Here is a 15,438-nt window from a genome sequence, read left to right on the forward strand (position 1 = left end):
TTGCCTCCGCTTGACGTGGGGAGGCGCGGCCTCTGTCCTGTCCGCCGAGACGAGAGGTACGCGTGCGACCCAGGCTTGAGGCCGAGCATCTGTTCAAGGTGTTCGGCAGACGACCCGACGAGGCAGTGGAACGGCTGCGGCAGGGCGCCGACCGGGCGGAGCTGCGTGGCGACGGCACCACGGCCGCCGTCATCGACGCCTCCTTCCGCGTCGAGGCGGGCGAGATCTTCGTGGTCATGGGACTGTCGGGCTCCGGCAAGTCCACTCTGCTGCGCATGCTCAACGGGCTGCTGGAGCCGACCGCGGGCAGTGTCCGCTACGACGGCCAGGACCTCACCGCGCTCCCCGACCGGGCACTGCGCCGGCTGCGCTCGCAAGCGATCAGCATGGTGTTCCAGCACTTCGCGCTGTTCCCGCACCGCAGCGTCCGCGACAACGCCGCCTACGGCCTGGAAGTGCAGGGCGTGCCCCGCGCCGTGCGCAAGCACCGCGCCGACGAGGCGCTCGCCCTGTGCGGCCTGGCCGGCTGGGAGGAGGCCTGGCCCGACGAGCTGTCCGGCGGCATGCAGCAGCGGGTCGGCCTCGCCCGCGCCCTGGCCACGGACGCCGACGTGCTGTTGATGGACGAGTCCTTCAGCGCCCTGGACCCGCTGATCCGCCGTGACATGCAGGACCAGCTGCTGGAACTCCAGAAGACCCTGAAGAAGACCATCGTCTTCATCACCCACGACCTCAACGAGGCCATGCGGCTCGGTGACCGCATCGCCGTCATGCGCGACGGACGCATCGTGCAGACCGGCACCGCCGAGGACATCCTGCTGCGCCCCGCGAACGACTACGTAGCCTCCTTCACCCGCGACGTGGACCGCGCCCGGGTGCTGACCGCGGGCGCCCTCATGGACACCGCGGTCACCGGCGACGCCCCGGTGTGCGGCTGCGAGACCGCGACCCCTGATACGCCGTTCACGGAACTGTGCGCGATCAGCGCCCGGCTGTCGCACCGCGTCTCGGTCGTGGACGGGGCGAACCGCGTCGTCGGCGTCGTGCCGCGGCAGCGGCTCGTCGGCTTCCTCGGCGACGAGACGGCCGGTCCGGCGCCCTGCGACAACCCGCAGGGGAAGGTGATCAGCCGTGCCTAGGATCCACCTCGGCGACTGGGTCGACTCCGGCGTCGACTGGCTGACCGACCACCTGTCCTGGCTGTTCGACGCCATCAAGGCGGTCGTGGAGGGCATGTACGACGGCATCGACGCCGTGCTGGCCGCGCCCGCGCCGCTGCTGATGGCCGGCATGCTCGCCATGCTCGCCTGGTGGCTGCGCGGGCTGCTCGCCGGTGTCCTCGCCTTCGCCGGATTCGCCCTCGTGGACTCGCTCGACCTGTGGGACCAGGCCATGTCCACGCTCGCCCTCGTCCTGGTGGCCACCGTGCTCGCCCTGGTGATCTCGATCCCGCTGGGTATCCGGGCCGCCCGCTCCAGGACGGTCAGCGCCGCCGTCCGGCCGGTCCTGGACCTGCTCCAGACCATGCCCTCGATGGTGCTGCTGATCCCGGCGATGCTCTTCTTCGGCCTCGGGACGGCCGCCGGTGTCGTCGCCACCCTGATCTTCGCGCTCGCCCCCGGTGTCCGCATGACCGAGCTGGGCATCCGTCAGGTCGACGCCGAACTGGTCGAGGCCGCCGAGGCGTTCGGCACCACCCCGCGCGACATCCTGTGGCGCGTCCAGCTGCCGCTCGCCCTGCCGGCCATCATGGCCGGCGTCAACCAGGTGATCATGCTGGGCCTGTCCATGGTCGTCATCGCGGGCATGGTCGGCACCGGCGGCCTCGGCGGCGCCGTCAACGAGGCGATCGGCCGGCTGGACATCGGCTACGGCTTCGAGGCGGGCGTCGGCATCGTCGTCCTCGCCATCTACCTCGACCGGGTCACCGGCGCGCTCGGCACCCAGCTCTCCCCGCTGGCCCGCAGGGCCGCCGCGAAGACCCCCGTGCGCGCCTGGACCTACCGGCCGCGGCCGGCCGTCGCCGTCGTCGGCGTGGTCGTCCTCGCGCTCGTCGCGGGCGGACTCGGGATCTTCGGCTCCTCCGGCACCTCCGAGGCCTCCGCCGGCAACGTCGGCAAGGGCAAGGAGATCAGGATCGGCTACATCCCGTGGGACGAGGGCATCGCCTCCACCTTCCTCTGGAAGGAACTGCTCGAGGAGCGCGGTTTCGAGGTGACCACCACCCAGTACGCGGCCGGCCCCCTCTACACCGGCCTCGCCACCGGCCAGCTCGACTTCCAGACCGACTCCTGGCTGCCCACCACGCACGCCGAGTACTGGGCGAAGTACGGCAAGCAGCTGGAGGACCTCGGCTCGTGGTACGGCCCCACCTCCCTGGAGCTGACCGTTCCCTCCTACGTGAAGGACGTCGACTCCCTGGCGGACCTGAAGGACCACGCCTCCGAGTTCGGCGGCAAGATCGTCGGCATCGAACCGAGCGCCGGCATGATGGGCCTGCTCAAGGACAAGGTGCTCAAGGAGTACGGCCTGGACGGCACCTACGAGGTGGTCGACGGCTCCACCCCGGCCATGCTCGCCGAGCTGAAGCGCGCCTATGCCAGGAAGCAGCCGGTCGTCGTCACCCTGTGGTCGCCGCACTGGGCGTACAGCGACTACGGGCTGAAGAAGCTGAAGGATCCCAGGGGTGCCTGGGGCAAGGGCGACGGCGTGCACACCCTCGCCCGCAAGGGCTTCGCCGCCGACAATCCCCTGGTCGGCCGCTGGCTGAAGGACTTCTCGATGACCGAGGAGCAGCTCACCGGCCTGGAGGCGCAGATCCAGAAGGCGGGAAAGGGCAAGGAGCAGCAGGCCGTGCGCAGCTGGCTGCGGCGGCATCCGGGCCTGGCCGGCAAGTGGGCCCCGGTCGCCGAGAAGGGCGCCGCCGGCCGGGCGGGCGGGTGACCTGACCGGCCCGGACCGCCTCCCGAGGGGCGGGCGCCGCCGGACGCCGACGCGCGTCCGGTGCCGCCCGCCCCTCACGGCGTTCCGCCTACGGCAAGGATCAGGCCAATCACTCAGCGTGATGACCGAGGGGCTGTGCATCGTCACCCGGCCCAGCTGGCGGGCATATTCACCCCGCAGGGGTACCGGGTCCCGGAGGGTTCGCGGCCCCCGAGACGCTGGCGCGAACCGTGAGGGTGGGGATCGACGGCCCGTCGGGATGTGGGAGGCACGTGAAACGGTTTGCCGAACATGCGTAGGGTGCAGAGAAGTCATCACACGTGGGGTGCGCCGGCGCGGGCACCCGGACAGCGGCACGACGAGTGAGGGAGGGAGCCGGAGCGATGGGCGACCACAAAGAGCAGCAGCCCGTACGGGTGGGCGCGGCCGTCCGGCGGCGCCGCCGTGCGCTGGAACTGACCCTCGCCGTCGTGGCCGAGCGCACCGGGCTCTCGGTGCCCTTCCTCAGCCAGGTCGAGAACGACCGGGCCCGCCCGAGCCGTACGTCCCTGGAGAAGCTGGCCGACGCCCTGCGGACCACGGCCGTCGAGCTGCTCGCCGCCGCCGACCCGGCCGCCAGCGTGGACCTGGTCCGCGCCGAGCCCGCAGCCGAGGACGACTTCACCCCGCGGACCCGCTCCCTGGTCCGCGGCCACCATCAGCTGCACGCCTCCGAGATCACCGGCGACCACGACGCCGGCCGCGAGTTCCAGCACCGCAACGACGAGCTGATGTACGTCGCCGACGGCGCGGTGGAGATCGAGGCCGAGGGCCGCGCGTATCGGCTCGGCCGGGGCGACACGCTGTACCTGACCGGCGGGGTCCGGCACCGCTGGCGAGCGACTGTTCCCGATACGCGGGTCGTCGTGGTGGCGGTGGCGGAGCACATCGAGGCCGTGCAGGACAGGTCCCGTTAGCGTGCGCCGCGGGGCGGGCCGTCGGCCGTCCACGGGTCCGCTGTGGCTCGTCGCGCAGTTCCCCGCGCCCCTGGGGGGCGCTGCCCTTGCCGGAGTCGCATAGTGCGCGTCGTCTCCCTGGTCCCGTCGCTCAGCGAGGCCGTTGCCGTGACGTCGCCCGGAGTCCTCGTCGGCGCCACCGACTGGTGCACCCACCCGGCGGGCCTCGACGTCACCCGGATCGGCGGCACGAAGAACCCGGACGTGCGGCGGATCCTCGCGCTGGCTCCCGATCTGGTGATCGCCAACGAGGAGGAGAACCGCGCCCCCGACCTCGACGCCCTGCGTGCGGCGGGGCTCGACGTGCTGGTCACCGAGGTGCGCACCGTGCCGCAGGCCTTCACCGAGCTGGACCGGGTGCTCACCGCGTGCGGAGCTTCGGGCCGGCCCGGCTGGCTGGCCGAGGCGGAGCAGGCGTGGGCGTCCCTGCCGGAGCCGGAGAGACGCACGACAGCGGTCGTACCGATCTGGCGCCGCCCCTGGATGGTCCTCGGCCGCGACACCTTCGCCGGTGACGTCCTGGCCCGCCTCGGCGTGGACCATCTCCACACCGGCCATCCCGAGCGCTACCCCCGCGTCCCGCTGGAGGAGCTGCGCGCGGCGGCCCCGGACCTGGTCGTCCTCCCCGACGAGCCCTACCGCTTCACGGCCGACGACGGTCCGGAGGCCTTTCCCGGCCTGCCCTGCGCTCTGCTCAGCGGACGGCACCTGACGTGGTACGGGCCGTCACTGGCACAGGCGCCACGGGTGCTGGCCGGGGCCCTGCGAGCAGCTCGCCGCTGAGCAGGCCGCGCACGGTGCCGCCGGCCGCAACGAGCCAGACCGCGACGAGGACGCCGTACAGCCCGAAGGCCAGGGCGTCGTACATCACCAGGCCGGTGTGCCGGGCGAGGGTCGCGGCGCCGGTGACGCAGGTGCCCACCGGGAAGGTGAACGCCCACCAGGTCATCGAGAACCCCATGCCCTGCCGGCGCGCCCGCACCACGTGCACGGTCGCGAACGCCAGCCACAGCAGCGCGAACCCCATGAGGGGCACGCCGTAGAGCAGGGCGAACACGGCCAGGCCACGGTCGTAGGGGGCCGGTACGACCCCGGGCGCGGCGTCGGCGATCAGTCCGACGGCGGTGGTGGACTGCCCGACCGGGCCGAGGACCAGGAACAGGGTGGGGGTCAGCGCGAGCGGCAGGGGGCCGGAGGTGATCAGCCGGGCGAAGACCAGCGGCAGCATCAGCAGCACCGCCAGCAGGCTCAGTCCGAACAGCGCCAGGCAGGCCAGCAGCAGGGACTCCCGGGCCTGACCCGGCGGCAGGTACGGCACCAGCAGGGGGCCGAGCGCGGCCGACACCATGGGCGCGACCAGCGGCAGCAGCCACACCGGGGATGCCTGGCCGGGCTCGGCGCGACGCCGCAGGCCCATGAGGTACGGCACGGCCACGGCGGAGGCGAGCCCGGCCACCGTTCCGAGGCTGAACAGCACGGCGTCCAGGGCGACGGCGGCCCGGGTGCCGATCAGGACGTGTCCGGCGGTCAGGGCGCCGCCGCCCACCGCCAGCAGGGCCATGGCCAGGCAGCCGTAGAAGGGGGCCACGGCCGGGTCGAGGAGACCGGCGCGGGCCTGGTCGCGATGACGGGCCCAGTGCACCGCCCGGCCGCCCAGCAATGTCACGAGCATGAGCAGGGAGAGCACCCAGACGGCCGCGAGGACACCGTTCAGGGCGTGCCCGTGGCCGGGCAGAGCGACACCGGCGGAGCCGACGACGGCGGTACCCATGACGGAGGCGTACCAGTTCGGGCCGAGGTGGCGGGCCGAGGCCGCGCGGCGGAGGGTGAGGGGCTGGACTGCGGGGACCATGTCTCCACGGTGCTGCCCGCCGTCACCCCTGACCAGGGAGTTCTTTTCTATCAGGGCATAAGCTGGTCTTATGAGCGAGGCGGAGGAACAGCAGGGGCGGGCCGGATCGCTGGCGCACCGGGTACCGGACCTCGCCGCGCTGGAGCTGCTGCTGGCGGTGGCGCGGCTGGGCAGCCTGGGGGCGGCGGCGCGGGAGGTCGGCATCACCCAGCCGGCCGCCAGCAGCCGGATCCGCTCCATGGAACGGCAGCTGGGCGTGGCCCTGGTCGACCGCTCGCCACGCGGTTCCCGGCTCACCGACGCGGGCGCCCTGGTGACGGACTGGGCCCGCCGGGTGGTGGAGGCCGCGGCGGCCTTCGACGCGGGGGCACAGGCGCTGCGGGACCGGCGGGACTCGCGGCTCCGGGTTGCCGCGAGCATGACCATCGCCGAGTACCTGCTGCCCGGCTGGCTCCTCGCCCTGCACGCAGAGCGGCCCGACACCGCGGTGTCCTTGCTCGCCGGCAACTCGGCGAAGGTCGCGGAACTGCTCCTGTCCGGTGAGGCGGACCTGGGATTCGTGGAGGGGCTGACGGTTCCGGCGGGCCTGGACTCGGCGGTGATCGCCCATGACCGCCTGATCGTCGTCACCGCCCCCGGCCACCCGTGGGCGCGCCGCCGGCGGCCCGTGAGGGCGGACGAGCTGGCCGCGACCCCCCTCATCCTCCGCGAACCCGGCTCCGGCACCCGTCAGGTCCTCGACGCGGCACTCGGCGGCCTGGCCCGGCCCCTCATCGAGCTGTCCTCGACCACGGCGGTGAAGGCGTCCGCGGTCAGCGGCGCGGGGCCCTCGGTCCTCAGCGAGCTGGCCGTGGGCGAGGAACTGGCGATGCGCCGGCTGGTGAGCATTCCGGTGGAGGGCGTCGCCCTGCGCCGGGACCTGCGAGCGGTGTGGCCGACGGGACACCGCCCGGCGGGACCGGCCCGGGAACTCCTCTCCCTGACGCGCGGCTGAGCGGCGGTTGAGCGGTCGCTGAGCAGTGGTCGGGCTGAGGCTGAGCGGTGGTCGAGCGGTCGCTGAGCGGTGGTTGAGCCGAGGCTGAGCGGTGTGTTGGGCTGAGGATGAGCGGTGGCTGGCGGTACCTGAGCGGTGGCCCGCGGGCGGGGGTGGGGCCGCTTGCCCGCGCTCGCGGGGTGCCGCTGCGCCCACCCGTGCCGCCCCAAGCGGCACGACTGCCCGCAACGGCGGGGGTGCGGAGGGCGCCGACAGCTCCCCGAAGACGACGGAACGGTGGCTCCCCAGGGGCGCGGGAAACTGCCCGAGAGGCCACGGCGCACCCGCACGTGCCCGGCGGCCGACAGCAGCGGGCGGCGCCTGGATGACGACGGAACTGTGGCTCCCCAGGGGCGCGGGGAACTGCGCGAGAGGCTACGACGGACCCGCACTCGCCCCCCGGCCAGCCGCAGCGGGCGGTGCTCGGCAGGCGTGGCGCAACCGCAACTCCCCAGGAGCGCGGGGAACTGCGCGAGGAGCCACGACGCACCCGCGCCTGTCCACCGGCCCGTACCCCCGTGGCGCTCAGCGGCCCGCCGTCACCAACGCCCGCATCACCCGCACGTCTTCCCCCATCTCCGGATGCCACTGCACGCCGAGCACCCACCCCCGCTCCGTCGGCAGTTCGACGGCCTCCACCGTGCCGTCCTCCGCGTAGGCCGACGGGACGAGTCCCTCGCCGAGCCGTTCCACCGCCTGATGGTGGTACGTCGGTACCGTCAGCTCCTCCGGGACGATCCCGGCGTACAGCGTGCCCGGTACCGGCTTCACCGGGTGCCCGCCGAAGACGCCGACCGCCTCCGCGTGCCCGTCCAGGTGCTGGACGAGGGTTCCGCCGAGGGCCACGTTCAGCAGTTGCATGCCCCGGCAGATGCCCAGCACCGGCGTCCCGGTGTCCACCGCGGCCCGGATCAGTGCCAGTTCCCAGGCGTCGCGCGCCGTGGCGGGCGGGCCGGTCCGCGGGTCGCGCTCGGCGCCGTACCGGGACGGGTCCACGTCCGGGCCGCCCGCGATCACCAGCCCGTCCAGACGTGCCACCGTCGCCGCCGCATGTCCGGGCGCGTCAGGGGGCAGCATCGCGGCGAGACCACCGGCCCGCTGCACCAGCCGGGGGTATCCGGCCGGCAGCAGGGCCGCGTCCAGCTCCCACACGCCCCAGCGCGCGCCGGTCTCCAGATATGTGCTCACACCGATCAGCGGCCGTACGGACATGCTGCCCTCCAGGAAGTCCAAAGGTCCACAGGAGTACCTTTGCAGAGCCGGCTCACGTCAGGAAGCCCCGCAGCAGCGCCGCCGTACCCGCGCAGTGCTCGCGCATCATCTCCCGCGCCCCGTCCGCGTCGCCGTCCAGCACCGCCTCCACCAGTGCGGTGTGCTGCCGCTGGGAGTGCTCCAGGTTGCGCACCAGCAGCGGGATGCAGTCCAGCAGGTCGTTCACGGTGGCCCGGACCGCCGCGTACTGCGCGGTCAGCGACGGCGAACCGCACAGCTCGGCGAGCGTCAGGTGCAGCAGCGTGTCCGCCCGCCGGTAGTCCGCGAGCGGGGCCTCGTGGGTGCGGTCCAGCGCCTCGCGCAGCCGGCCGGCCTGCTCGTCCGTCAGCCCGTGCGCCGCGCACAGCCCGGCCGCGCCCACCTCCAGCACCTCGCGGAAGCGCAGCACGTCCTCCATGTCGACCTCGGCGATCCGCCGCCGCAGCTCGTCCTCGCCGCCCGCGTCGGTGCGAGGCAGCACGAACGTTCCGCCGTACCGCCCGCGGCGCGCCTCCACCAGCCCCTGGTCCTGCAGCACCTTCAGGACCTCGCGCAGTGTCACCCGGCTGATACCGAGCCGCTCCGCCAGTTCCCGCTCGGCCGGCAGCCGCTCGCCGCCCGGCACCAGGCCCAGCCGCACCACCTGCAGGATCTGCTCCAGTGCCTCCTCGAAGCCGTTGCCCGCACGCACCGGCCGCAGCACCGGAGTCAGCCGGTCGTCCAGCCCGTCGGGACCCATGTCCTGCGACATCCGTCGTACCCCCTTCCCAAGCAATGGTTCTCCGCAATACCTTATGGCTCCCGGCCCGGCCGAAAAAGCGCGAAGGCGCCGAAGGAGGCTCTCCCGTGGCAGACCGCACACCCCCGCTCAGCGTCGAGGAACTGCACGCCCTCGTCGCGAGCGGTGAGATCGACACTGTCGTCCTGGCCTTCCCCGATATGCAAGGGCGGCTCCAGGGCAAGCGGTTCGCCGCCCGCTTCTTCCTCGACGAGGTGCTGCACCACGGCACCGAGGGCTGCAACTACCTCCTCGCCGTCGACACCGAGATGAACACCGTCGACGGCTACGCGATGTCCTCCTGGGACCGCGGCTACGGCGACTTCGCCATGCACCCCGACCTGAACACACTGCGCCGCATCCCCTGGCACCCCGGCACCGCCCTGCTCGTCGCCGATCTCGCCTGGAGTGACGGCTCCCCGGTGGCCGCCGCCCCGCGCCAGATCCTGCGCCGCCAGCTGGAGCGGCTCGCGGAACTGGGCTACACCGCCCAGGCCGGCACCGAGCTGGAGTTCATCGTCTTCAAGGACAGCTACGAACAGGCCTGGGACGCCGGCTACCGCGGTCTCACACCGGCCAACCAGTACAACATCGACTACTCCATCCTCGGCACCGGCCGCATCGAGCCCCTGCTGCGCCGCCTGCGCAACGACATGGCCGGCGCCGGTCTCACCGTCGAATCCGCCAAGGGCGAGTGCAACCCGGGCCAGCACGAGATCGCCTTCCGCTACGACGAGGCCCTGCGCACCTGCGACCAGCACGCCCTGTACAAGACCGGCGCCAAGGAGATCGCCGCCCAGGAAGGCGTCTCGCTCACCTTCATGGCCAAGTACAACGAGCGCGAGGGCAACTCCTGCCACATCCACCTCTCGCTCGCCGACGCCGACGGCAACAACGCGATGGCGGGCGACGGCGAAGGCGGCATGTCCGACGTCATGCGGCACTTCCTCGCCGGACAGCTCGCCGCCCTGCGCGACTTCTCGCTGCTGTACGCGCCGAACATCAACTCCTACAAGAGGTTCCAGCCGGGCTCCTTCGCGCCCACCGCCGTCGCCTGGGGCCACGACAACCGCACCTGCGCCCTCCGCGTGGTCGGCCACGGCCGCTCCCTGCGCTTCGAGAACCGCCTCCCCGGCGGTGACGTCAACCCGTACCTGGCCGTCGCCGGACTCGTCGCGGCCGGCCTGTACGGCATCGAGCAGAAGCTGGAACTCCCCGAGCCCTGCCCGGGCAACGCCTACACCGCGGGCTTCGAGCACGTCCCGACGACCCTGCGCGAGGCGGCCGAGCTGTGGGAGAACAGCCCCGTGGCCAAGGCCGCCTTCGGCGACGAGGTCGTGGCCCACTACCGCAACATGGCGCGCGTCGAACTGGAGGCCTTCGACGCCGCGGTCACCGACTGGGAGCTGCGCCGCTCCTTCGAACGCCTGTGAAAGGTCATCACGTGTCCGACCCGCACGAGCTGAAGGTCCTCAACCCCGCCACCGAAGAGGTCGTCGCCTCCGTCCCCGCCGCCACCGCGCAGGACGTGGCCGCCGCCGTCGTACGGGCCGCACGCGCCCAGCAGACATGGGCCGCGCTCGCCCCCGCCGACCGCGCCCGCCTGCTGCGCCGCTTCGCCGACACCGTCGACGCGCACATCGAGGAGCTGGCCCGGCTGGAGGTCCGGGAGGCCGGCCACACCCTCGGCAACGCCCGCTGGGAGGCAGGCAACGCCCGCGACCTGCTGCTGTACGCGGCCGGCGGCGCCGAACGCCTGCTCGGCAAGCAGATCCCGGTCCCCGGCGGCTGGAACGTCACCTTCCAGGAGCCCCTGGGGGTCGTGGGCGTGATCGCGCCCTGGAACTTCCCCATGCCCGTCGCCGCCTGGGGCTCCTTCCCGGCACTCGCGGCCGGCAACACGGTCGTCCTCAAGCCCGCCGAGACCACCCCGCTGACCGCGCTGCGGCTCGCCCAACTCGCCCTGGAGGCGGGCCTGCCCGAGCACGTCTTCCAGGTGCTCCCCGGCTACGGCCACACCGCCGGACGCGCCCTGGTGGACCACCCGGACGTCGCCAAGATCGTGTTCACCGGCTCCACCCGCACCGGCCGCGAGGTCATGGAGCGCTGCGCCCGCCTGGTCAAGCCGGTCACCCTCGAACTCGGCGGCAAGAGTCCCAACGTCGTCTTCGCCGACGCCGACCTGAAGGCCGCCCTCGACCCCTTCTCGTTCCTGGACAACTCCGGCCAGGACTGCTGCGCCCGCACCCGCATCCTGGTCCAGGAGACGGTGTACGAGGAGGCCCGCGAGTTCCTCGCCGACGCGCTGGCCGCCGTCGTGGTCGGCGACCCGGCCGACGAGAAGACGCAGATGGGCCCGCTGATCTCCGGTCAGCAGCTCAGCCGCGTACGGTCGTACGTCCCCGAGGACGCTCCCGCCCTGCGCGGCACGGCCCCCGACGGGCCCGGATTCTGGTTCCCGCCGACCGTCCTCACCGGGGAGCGTCACGACAGCGCCGCGGCCCGCGAGGAGGTCTTCGGACCCGTCGCCGTCCTCCTGCCGTTCACCGACGAGCAGGACGCCGTCCGGCTCGCCAACGACACCCCCTACGGTCTGTCCGGCTCCCTCTGGACCCGGGACCTCAGCCGCGCCCTGCGCGTCTCGCAGGCCGTCCGCGCCGGCAACCTGTCCGTCAACTCCCACTCCAGCGTCCGTTACTGGACCCCGTTCGGCGGCTTCAAGCAGTCCGGCCTCGGCCGCGAACTCGGCCCCGACGCCCTGACCGCCTTCACCGAAACCAAGAACGTCTTCATCAGCACGGAGGGCCCCGCACAGTGACCGCATCGACTGCAGAGCACGTCTGCCGCCGCCTGGTCGGCCGTACCGCCGTCGTCACCGGAGCCGGCAGCGGCATCGGACTCGCCGCCGCCCGCCGGCTCGCCTCCGAGGGCGCCCACGTCGTCTGCGCCGACGTCGACGACGCCCGCGGCAAGGCCGCCGCCGACGAGGTGGGCGGACTCTTCGTGAAGACCGACGTCACCGACCCCGAGCAGGTCGAGGCGCTGTTCAAGGCGGCGTACGACACCTACGGCAGCGTCGACATCGCCTTCAACAACGCCGGCATCTCGCCGCCCGACGACGACTCCATCCTGGAGACCGGCCTGGAGGCCTGGAGGCGCGTCCAGGAGGTCAACCTCACCTCCGTCTACCTGTGCTGCAAGGCCGCCATTCCCTACATGCGCCGGCAGGGCAGGGGATCCATCATCAACACGGCGTCCTTCGTGGCCCGGATGGGCGCGGCCACCTCGCAGATCTCGTACACGGCCTCCAAGGGCGGTGTCCTCGCCATGTCCCGTGAACTGGGCGTGCAGTTCGCCCGCGAGGGCATCCGGGTCAACGCCCTGTGCCCGGGCCCGGTGAACACCCCGCTCCTGCAGGAGCTGTTCGCCAAGGACCCGGAGCGGGCCGCCCGCCGCCTGGTGCACATCCCGGTCGGCCGGTTCGCCGAGGCGGAGGAGATCGCCGCCGCGGTCGCCTTCCTGGCCAGCGACGACTCGTCCTTCGTCAACGCCACCGACTTCCTGGTGGACGGCGGAATCGCGGGCGCGTACGTCACACCCCTGTAGGGGCAAAGGTGTACGGTCCGCGCATATGCGACTCCTTCTCGCGTGGACCCTGGCAGCGGCCGCCGTCCTGGCGGCCGCTGCCACCGCATCGCCGGCCGCTGCCACCGCATCGCCGGCCGCTGCCACCGCATCGCCGGCCGTGGCCACCGCATCGCCGGCCGTGGCCACCGCATCGCCGGCCGTGGCCACCGCATCGCCGGCCGTGGCCACCGCATCGCCGGCCGTGCCCGACTGCCCCCGGCTGAGCACGCGTTGGTACGGCGACAACCGCGCCCGCCTGCAACACGTCATCGACGCGTACGGCAGCTGCTCCGGACGGACGGGCGCGGTCGCGGCCTTCGACTGGGACAACACGGTCACCAAGAACGACGTCACCGACGCCACCCTCTCCTGGGCCCTGCGCCACGACGCACTGCTGCGCCCCGCCCGCTGGAAGGACACCGGCGCCTGGCTGACGGATGCCGCCGACCGGGCCCTCACCGCCGCCTGCGGCACCGGCGCGGGCGTGCCCCTGCGGACCTCCGCCGAGCCCCGCTGCACGGACGAGATCCTCGAGATCCGCGAGAACGGCACCACCGTGAGCGGCGCCCCCGCCTTCGCCGGCCGCTGGAACCACCGGCGCACGATCCCGCAGTACGCCTGGGTTCCCCAGCTCTTCGCCGGCCGCACTCCCGCCGACCTCGCCTCCTACGCCCGCGCCGCCCGCCGTGAGGCCCTGGCCGCCCCCGTCGGCGCGACCCGCGCCCTCGGCACCCACACCGTCCCCGCCTACGTCCGGTACTACGACCAGCAGCGCGACCTGATCCGCACCCTGCACCGCGCCGGATTCCGGGTCTACGTCGTCTCGGCGGGCGTCGAACCCGTCACCGAGGTCTGGTCCCGCGAGGTCGGCGTGGACGCGGCGCACACCATCGCCATCCGTCCCGTCCTCGACCGCCGGGGCCGGATCACCGTGCGCACCGAGGGCTGCGGCGGTGTCCCGGGCGGCCACGGCACCGTCATCCCGTACATCGACGGCAAGCGCTGCTGGATCAACCAGGAGGTCTACGGCGTCCGGGGCGCCCGGGCCTGGCAGCGGCAGACCCGGGCGCAGCGGCCCGCGCTCGCCGCCGGGGACGCCGACACCGACGTCACCTTCGTCGGCGACGCCACCGGCGCGCACCTGGTGATCAACCGCAACAAGCCGGAGCTGATGTGCCGGGCCTACGCCGACGCGGACGGCCGCTGGCTGGTCAACCCCATGTTCCTCGCCCCGTTGGCGCGCCGGCCCACGCCCTATCCCTGCTCGACCACGGCGTACACCGAGCCCGACGGCACGCACGGACCGGTCCGCCGCGCCGACGGCTCACCGGTGCCGGACCAGCCGGACACGGCGTACTGACCGGCTCGCCCGCACGGCGTACCGACCGGCTCGGGCGCACGGCGTACCGCCCGGCTCGCCCGCACGGCGTACCGACCGGCTCGGGCGCACGGCGTACCGCCCGGCTCGCCCGCACGGCGTACCGCCGGCTCGCCCACCGGCTCACAGGAACGTCCGCCCCTCACCCCGGTAGGTCGGCACGGTCGCCGTCACGGTGTCGCCCTCGATCAGGTGCAGCGCCTCGAACCGCTCGCACAGCTCGCCCGCCTTCGCGTGCCGGAACCACACCTTGTCGCCGATGAGCAGATCGTCGGCCGGCGACCCGAGCAGCGGGGTCTGCACCTCGCCGGGACCCTCCTGCGGGTCGTACCGCAGTCCCTCCGGCAGGTACGGCACCGGCAGCCGGTCGGGACCGGCGACCCCGGAGGCCGGGTAGCCGCCGCCGAGCACGGTGACCACACCGACGCCGGGCCGTCGGACGACCGGCTGGGCGAAGAGGGCGGCCGGACGGCCCGTGAACGAGGTGTAGTTGTCGAACAGGCGCGGCACGTACAGTCCCGAGCCGGCCGCGATCTCCGTCACCGCGGCCTCGGCGGCGGTGTGCTGCACGCTGCCGGTACCGCCGCCGTTGACGAACTCCAGGTCCGGCACGACGGCCCGGACCGCCCGGACGACCGCGGCCCGCCGCTCGCCCAGTTCCCGCCGGGCGGTCGCCTGCATCAACCGGATCGCCCGCGACCGCAACGGCCGTCCGGCGACTGCGTCCCCGACCCCGGCTATGTGCCCCTCGTACGCCATGATCCCCACCAGCCGGAATCCGGGCCGCCGGGCCACCGACCGTGCCAGTTCGGCGAGTTGGGCCGGGGAGCGCAGGGGCGAGCGCAGGGCCCCGACCCGCACCCGGCCGCCGAGCAGTTTCAGTGAGGTGTCCAACTCCAGGCAGACCCGCACCACTTCACGCCCGCCGTCGCGCGCGGCGTCGATGAGATCGAGGTGCGCCGGGTCGTCGATCATCACGGTGACGGCACCGGCCAGTTTGGGATCGGCGGCCAGTTCCGCGAACCCGCCCCGGTCGGCCGACGGGTAGGCCAGCAGCACGTCGTCGAACCCCGAACGCGCGAGCCACAGCGACTCGGCCAGGGTGAACGACATGATGCCCCGGAAGCCGTCCATGGCCAGGACCCGTTCCAGCAGGGCCCGGCAGCGCACCGACTTGCTGGCCACCCGGACCGGTTTGCCGGCGGCGCGGCGCACCAGATCGGCGGCATTGGCATCGAACGCGTCCAGGTCCACGATCGCGAGAGGGGCGTCGAGATGGGCGGTGGCCCGGTCGTAACGGGCCCGGTCGGCGGCAGGCGCAGTCATGACGGAAGCCTGCCAGAGACGATTACCGCAGGGTAGGGGGACGTTCCGGGCAGATACCCCGGGCCTGCGGACCGGTTCCGTCCCGGCCCCCGACAACCCGTAGAGTGACGCGCACGAACGGCGGAACGCGCCCGGCGCACCACATGAACCGGGATGCCGCTCAAGCCGTACGGGTATGCGTGCCCGGGAGGAAGCTTGCGCACCGGGCGCGGCCGAGCAGCACAGCGGCCCGCGTACGAGGAAGCGGCCCGGGCA

At 73.2% G+C, this 15,438-nt stretch carries 13 protein-coding genes; 9 read left to right on the top strand and 4 right to left on the bottom strand.

Annotated features, from left to right (window positions below; genetic code table 11):
• Nucleotides 1-62 precede the first annotated feature (62 nt).
• The 4 genes from ACZ4SF_RS16470 to ACZ4SF_RS16485 all read left to right on the top strand — a co-directional run bounded on the left by ACZ4SF_RS16470 (nt 63) and on the right by ACZ4SF_RS16485 (nt 4,721).
• Entirely contained in the window at nt 63-1,139 is a 1,077-nt protein-coding gene (locus tag ACZ4SF_RS16470) for a quaternary amine ABC transporter ATP-binding protein (protein WP_468384199.1), read from the top strand.
• Nucleotides 1,132-2,943: an ABC transporter permease/substrate binding protein gene (locus tag ACZ4SF_RS16475; protein WP_468384202.1), complete on the top strand. Its 1,812-nt coding sequence runs from the start codon at nt 1,132-1,134 to the stop codon at nt 2,941-2,943. The genes ACZ4SF_RS16470 and ACZ4SF_RS16475 overlap by 8 nt, the downstream gene beginning before the upstream one ends.
• A 383-nt stretch (nt 2,944-3,326) precedes the next feature.
• Nucleotides 3,327-3,899: a helix-turn-helix domain-containing protein gene (locus ACZ4SF_RS16480; RefSeq protein WP_468384205.1), complete on the top strand. Its 573-nt coding sequence runs from the start codon at nt 3,327-3,329 to the stop codon at nt 3,897-3,899.
• Between the two features lie 102 nt (nt 3,900-4,001).
• Nucleotides 4,002-4,721 (top strand): helical backbone metal receptor, encoded by a 720-nt coding sequence (locus tag ACZ4SF_RS16485; protein ID WP_468384208.1) that lies wholly within the window; start codon nt 4,002-4,004, stop codon nt 4,719-4,721.
• Here the strand turns inward: ACZ4SF_RS16485 and ACZ4SF_RS16490 are convergent.
• Nucleotides 4,633-5,790, bottom strand: coding sequence for a TDT family transporter (locus ACZ4SF_RS16490; RefSeq protein ID WP_468384210.1), 1,158 nt, complete (start codon nt 5,788-5,790; stop codon nt 4,633-4,635). The two genes, ACZ4SF_RS16485 and ACZ4SF_RS16490, sit on opposite strands and share 89 nt — an antisense overlap.
• 70 nt (nt 5,791-5,860) lie before the next feature.
• On the opposite strand from ACZ4SF_RS16490, the gene ACZ4SF_RS16495 reads away from it, so the two are divergent.
• Entirely contained in the window at nt 5,861-6,784 is a 924-nt protein-coding gene (locus ACZ4SF_RS16495; protein ID WP_468384213.1) for a LysR family transcriptional regulator, read from the top strand.
• 564 nt (nt 6,785-7,348) lie between these two features.
• Here the strand turns inward: ACZ4SF_RS16495 and ACZ4SF_RS16500 are convergent.
• Both ACZ4SF_RS16500 and ACZ4SF_RS16505 read right to left on the bottom strand, forming a co-directional pair.
• Nucleotides 7,349-8,035 carry a gamma-glutamyl-gamma-aminobutyrate hydrolase family protein gene (locus tag ACZ4SF_RS16500; RefSeq protein WP_468384216.1) on the bottom strand — a complete coding sequence of 229 codons (687 nt, stop codon included), beginning with the start codon at nt 8,033-8,035 and terminating at the stop codon, nt 7,349-7,351.
• A 52-nt stretch (nt 8,036-8,087) separates the two neighbouring features.
• Complete coding sequence (locus tag ACZ4SF_RS16505; RefSeq protein ID WP_468384219.1) at nt 8,088-8,825, bottom strand: FadR/GntR family transcriptional regulator; 738 nt, start codon at nt 8,823-8,825, stop codon at nt 8,088-8,090.
• A 95-nt stretch (nt 8,826-8,920) separates the two neighbouring features.
• Between ACZ4SF_RS16505 and ACZ4SF_RS16510 the strand changes: the two genes are divergently transcribed.
• The 4 genes from ACZ4SF_RS16510 to ACZ4SF_RS16525 all read left to right on the top strand — a co-directional run bounded on the left by ACZ4SF_RS16510 (nt 8,921) and on the right by ACZ4SF_RS16525 (nt 13,839).
• A complete protein-coding gene (locus ACZ4SF_RS16510; protein ID WP_468384222.1) occupies nt 8,921-10,285 on the top strand; it encodes a glutamine synthetase family protein in 1,365 nt (454 codons plus the stop codon).
• 11 nt (nt 10,286-10,296) lie between these two features.
• Nucleotides 10,297-11,670 (top strand): aldehyde dehydrogenase family protein, encoded by a 1,374-nt coding sequence (locus ACZ4SF_RS16515; RefSeq protein ID WP_468384225.1) that lies wholly within the window; start codon nt 10,297-10,299, stop codon nt 11,668-11,670.
• A complete protein-coding gene (locus ACZ4SF_RS16520; RefSeq protein ID WP_468384229.1) occupies nt 11,667-12,458 on the top strand; it encodes a 3-oxoacyl-ACP reductase in 792 nt (263 codons plus the stop codon). Before ACZ4SF_RS16515 ends, ACZ4SF_RS16520 begins: the two co-directional genes overlap by 4 nt.
• Nucleotides 12,459-12,597: 139 nt before the next feature.
• Nucleotides 12,598-13,839 carry a haloacid dehalogenase-like hydrolase gene (locus tag ACZ4SF_RS16525; RefSeq protein WP_468384851.1) on the top strand — a complete coding sequence of 414 codons (1,242 nt, stop codon included), beginning with the start codon at nt 12,598-12,600 and terminating at the stop codon, nt 13,837-13,839.
• Between the two features lie 141 nt (nt 13,840-13,980).
• Here the strand turns inward: ACZ4SF_RS16525 and ACZ4SF_RS16530 are convergent, their stop codons facing one another.
• Nucleotides 13,981-15,183 carry an amino acid deaminase/aldolase gene (locus ACZ4SF_RS16530; RefSeq protein ID WP_468384232.1) on the bottom strand — a complete coding sequence of 401 codons (1,203 nt, stop codon included), beginning with the start codon at nt 15,181-15,183 and terminating at the stop codon, nt 13,981-13,983.
• Between the last annotated feature and the right edge of the window lie 255 nt (nt 15,184-15,438).

Source organism: Streptomyces sp. NPDC027663, assembly GCF_055566415.1.

Bases quoted from the DNA above. Each gene is read 5' to 3' on its own strand.
- ACZ4SF_RS16480 (WP_468384205.1), top strand. From the start codon at position 3,327: ATGGGCGACCACAAAGAGCAGCAGCCCGTACGGGTGGGCGCGGCCGTC.
- ACZ4SF_RS16490 (WP_468384210.1), bottom strand. From the start codon at position 5,790: ATGGTCCCCGCAGTCCAGCCCCTCACCCTCCGCCGCGCGGCCTCGGCC.
- ACZ4SF_RS16495 (WP_468384213.1), top strand. From the start codon at position 5,861: ATGAGCGAGGCGGAGGAACAGCAGGGGCGGGCCGGATCGCTGGCGCAC.
- ACZ4SF_RS16500 (WP_468384216.1), bottom strand. From the start codon at position 8,035: ATGTCCGTACGGCCGCTGATCGGTGTGAGCACATATCTGGAGACCGGC.
- ACZ4SF_RS16505 (WP_468384219.1), bottom strand. From the start codon at position 8,825: ATGTCGCAGGACATGGGTCCCGACGGGCTGGACGACCGGCTGACTCCG.
- ACZ4SF_RS16530 (WP_468384232.1), bottom strand. From the start codon at position 15,183: ATGACTGCGCCTGCCGCCGACCGGGCCCGTTACGACCGGGCCACCGCC.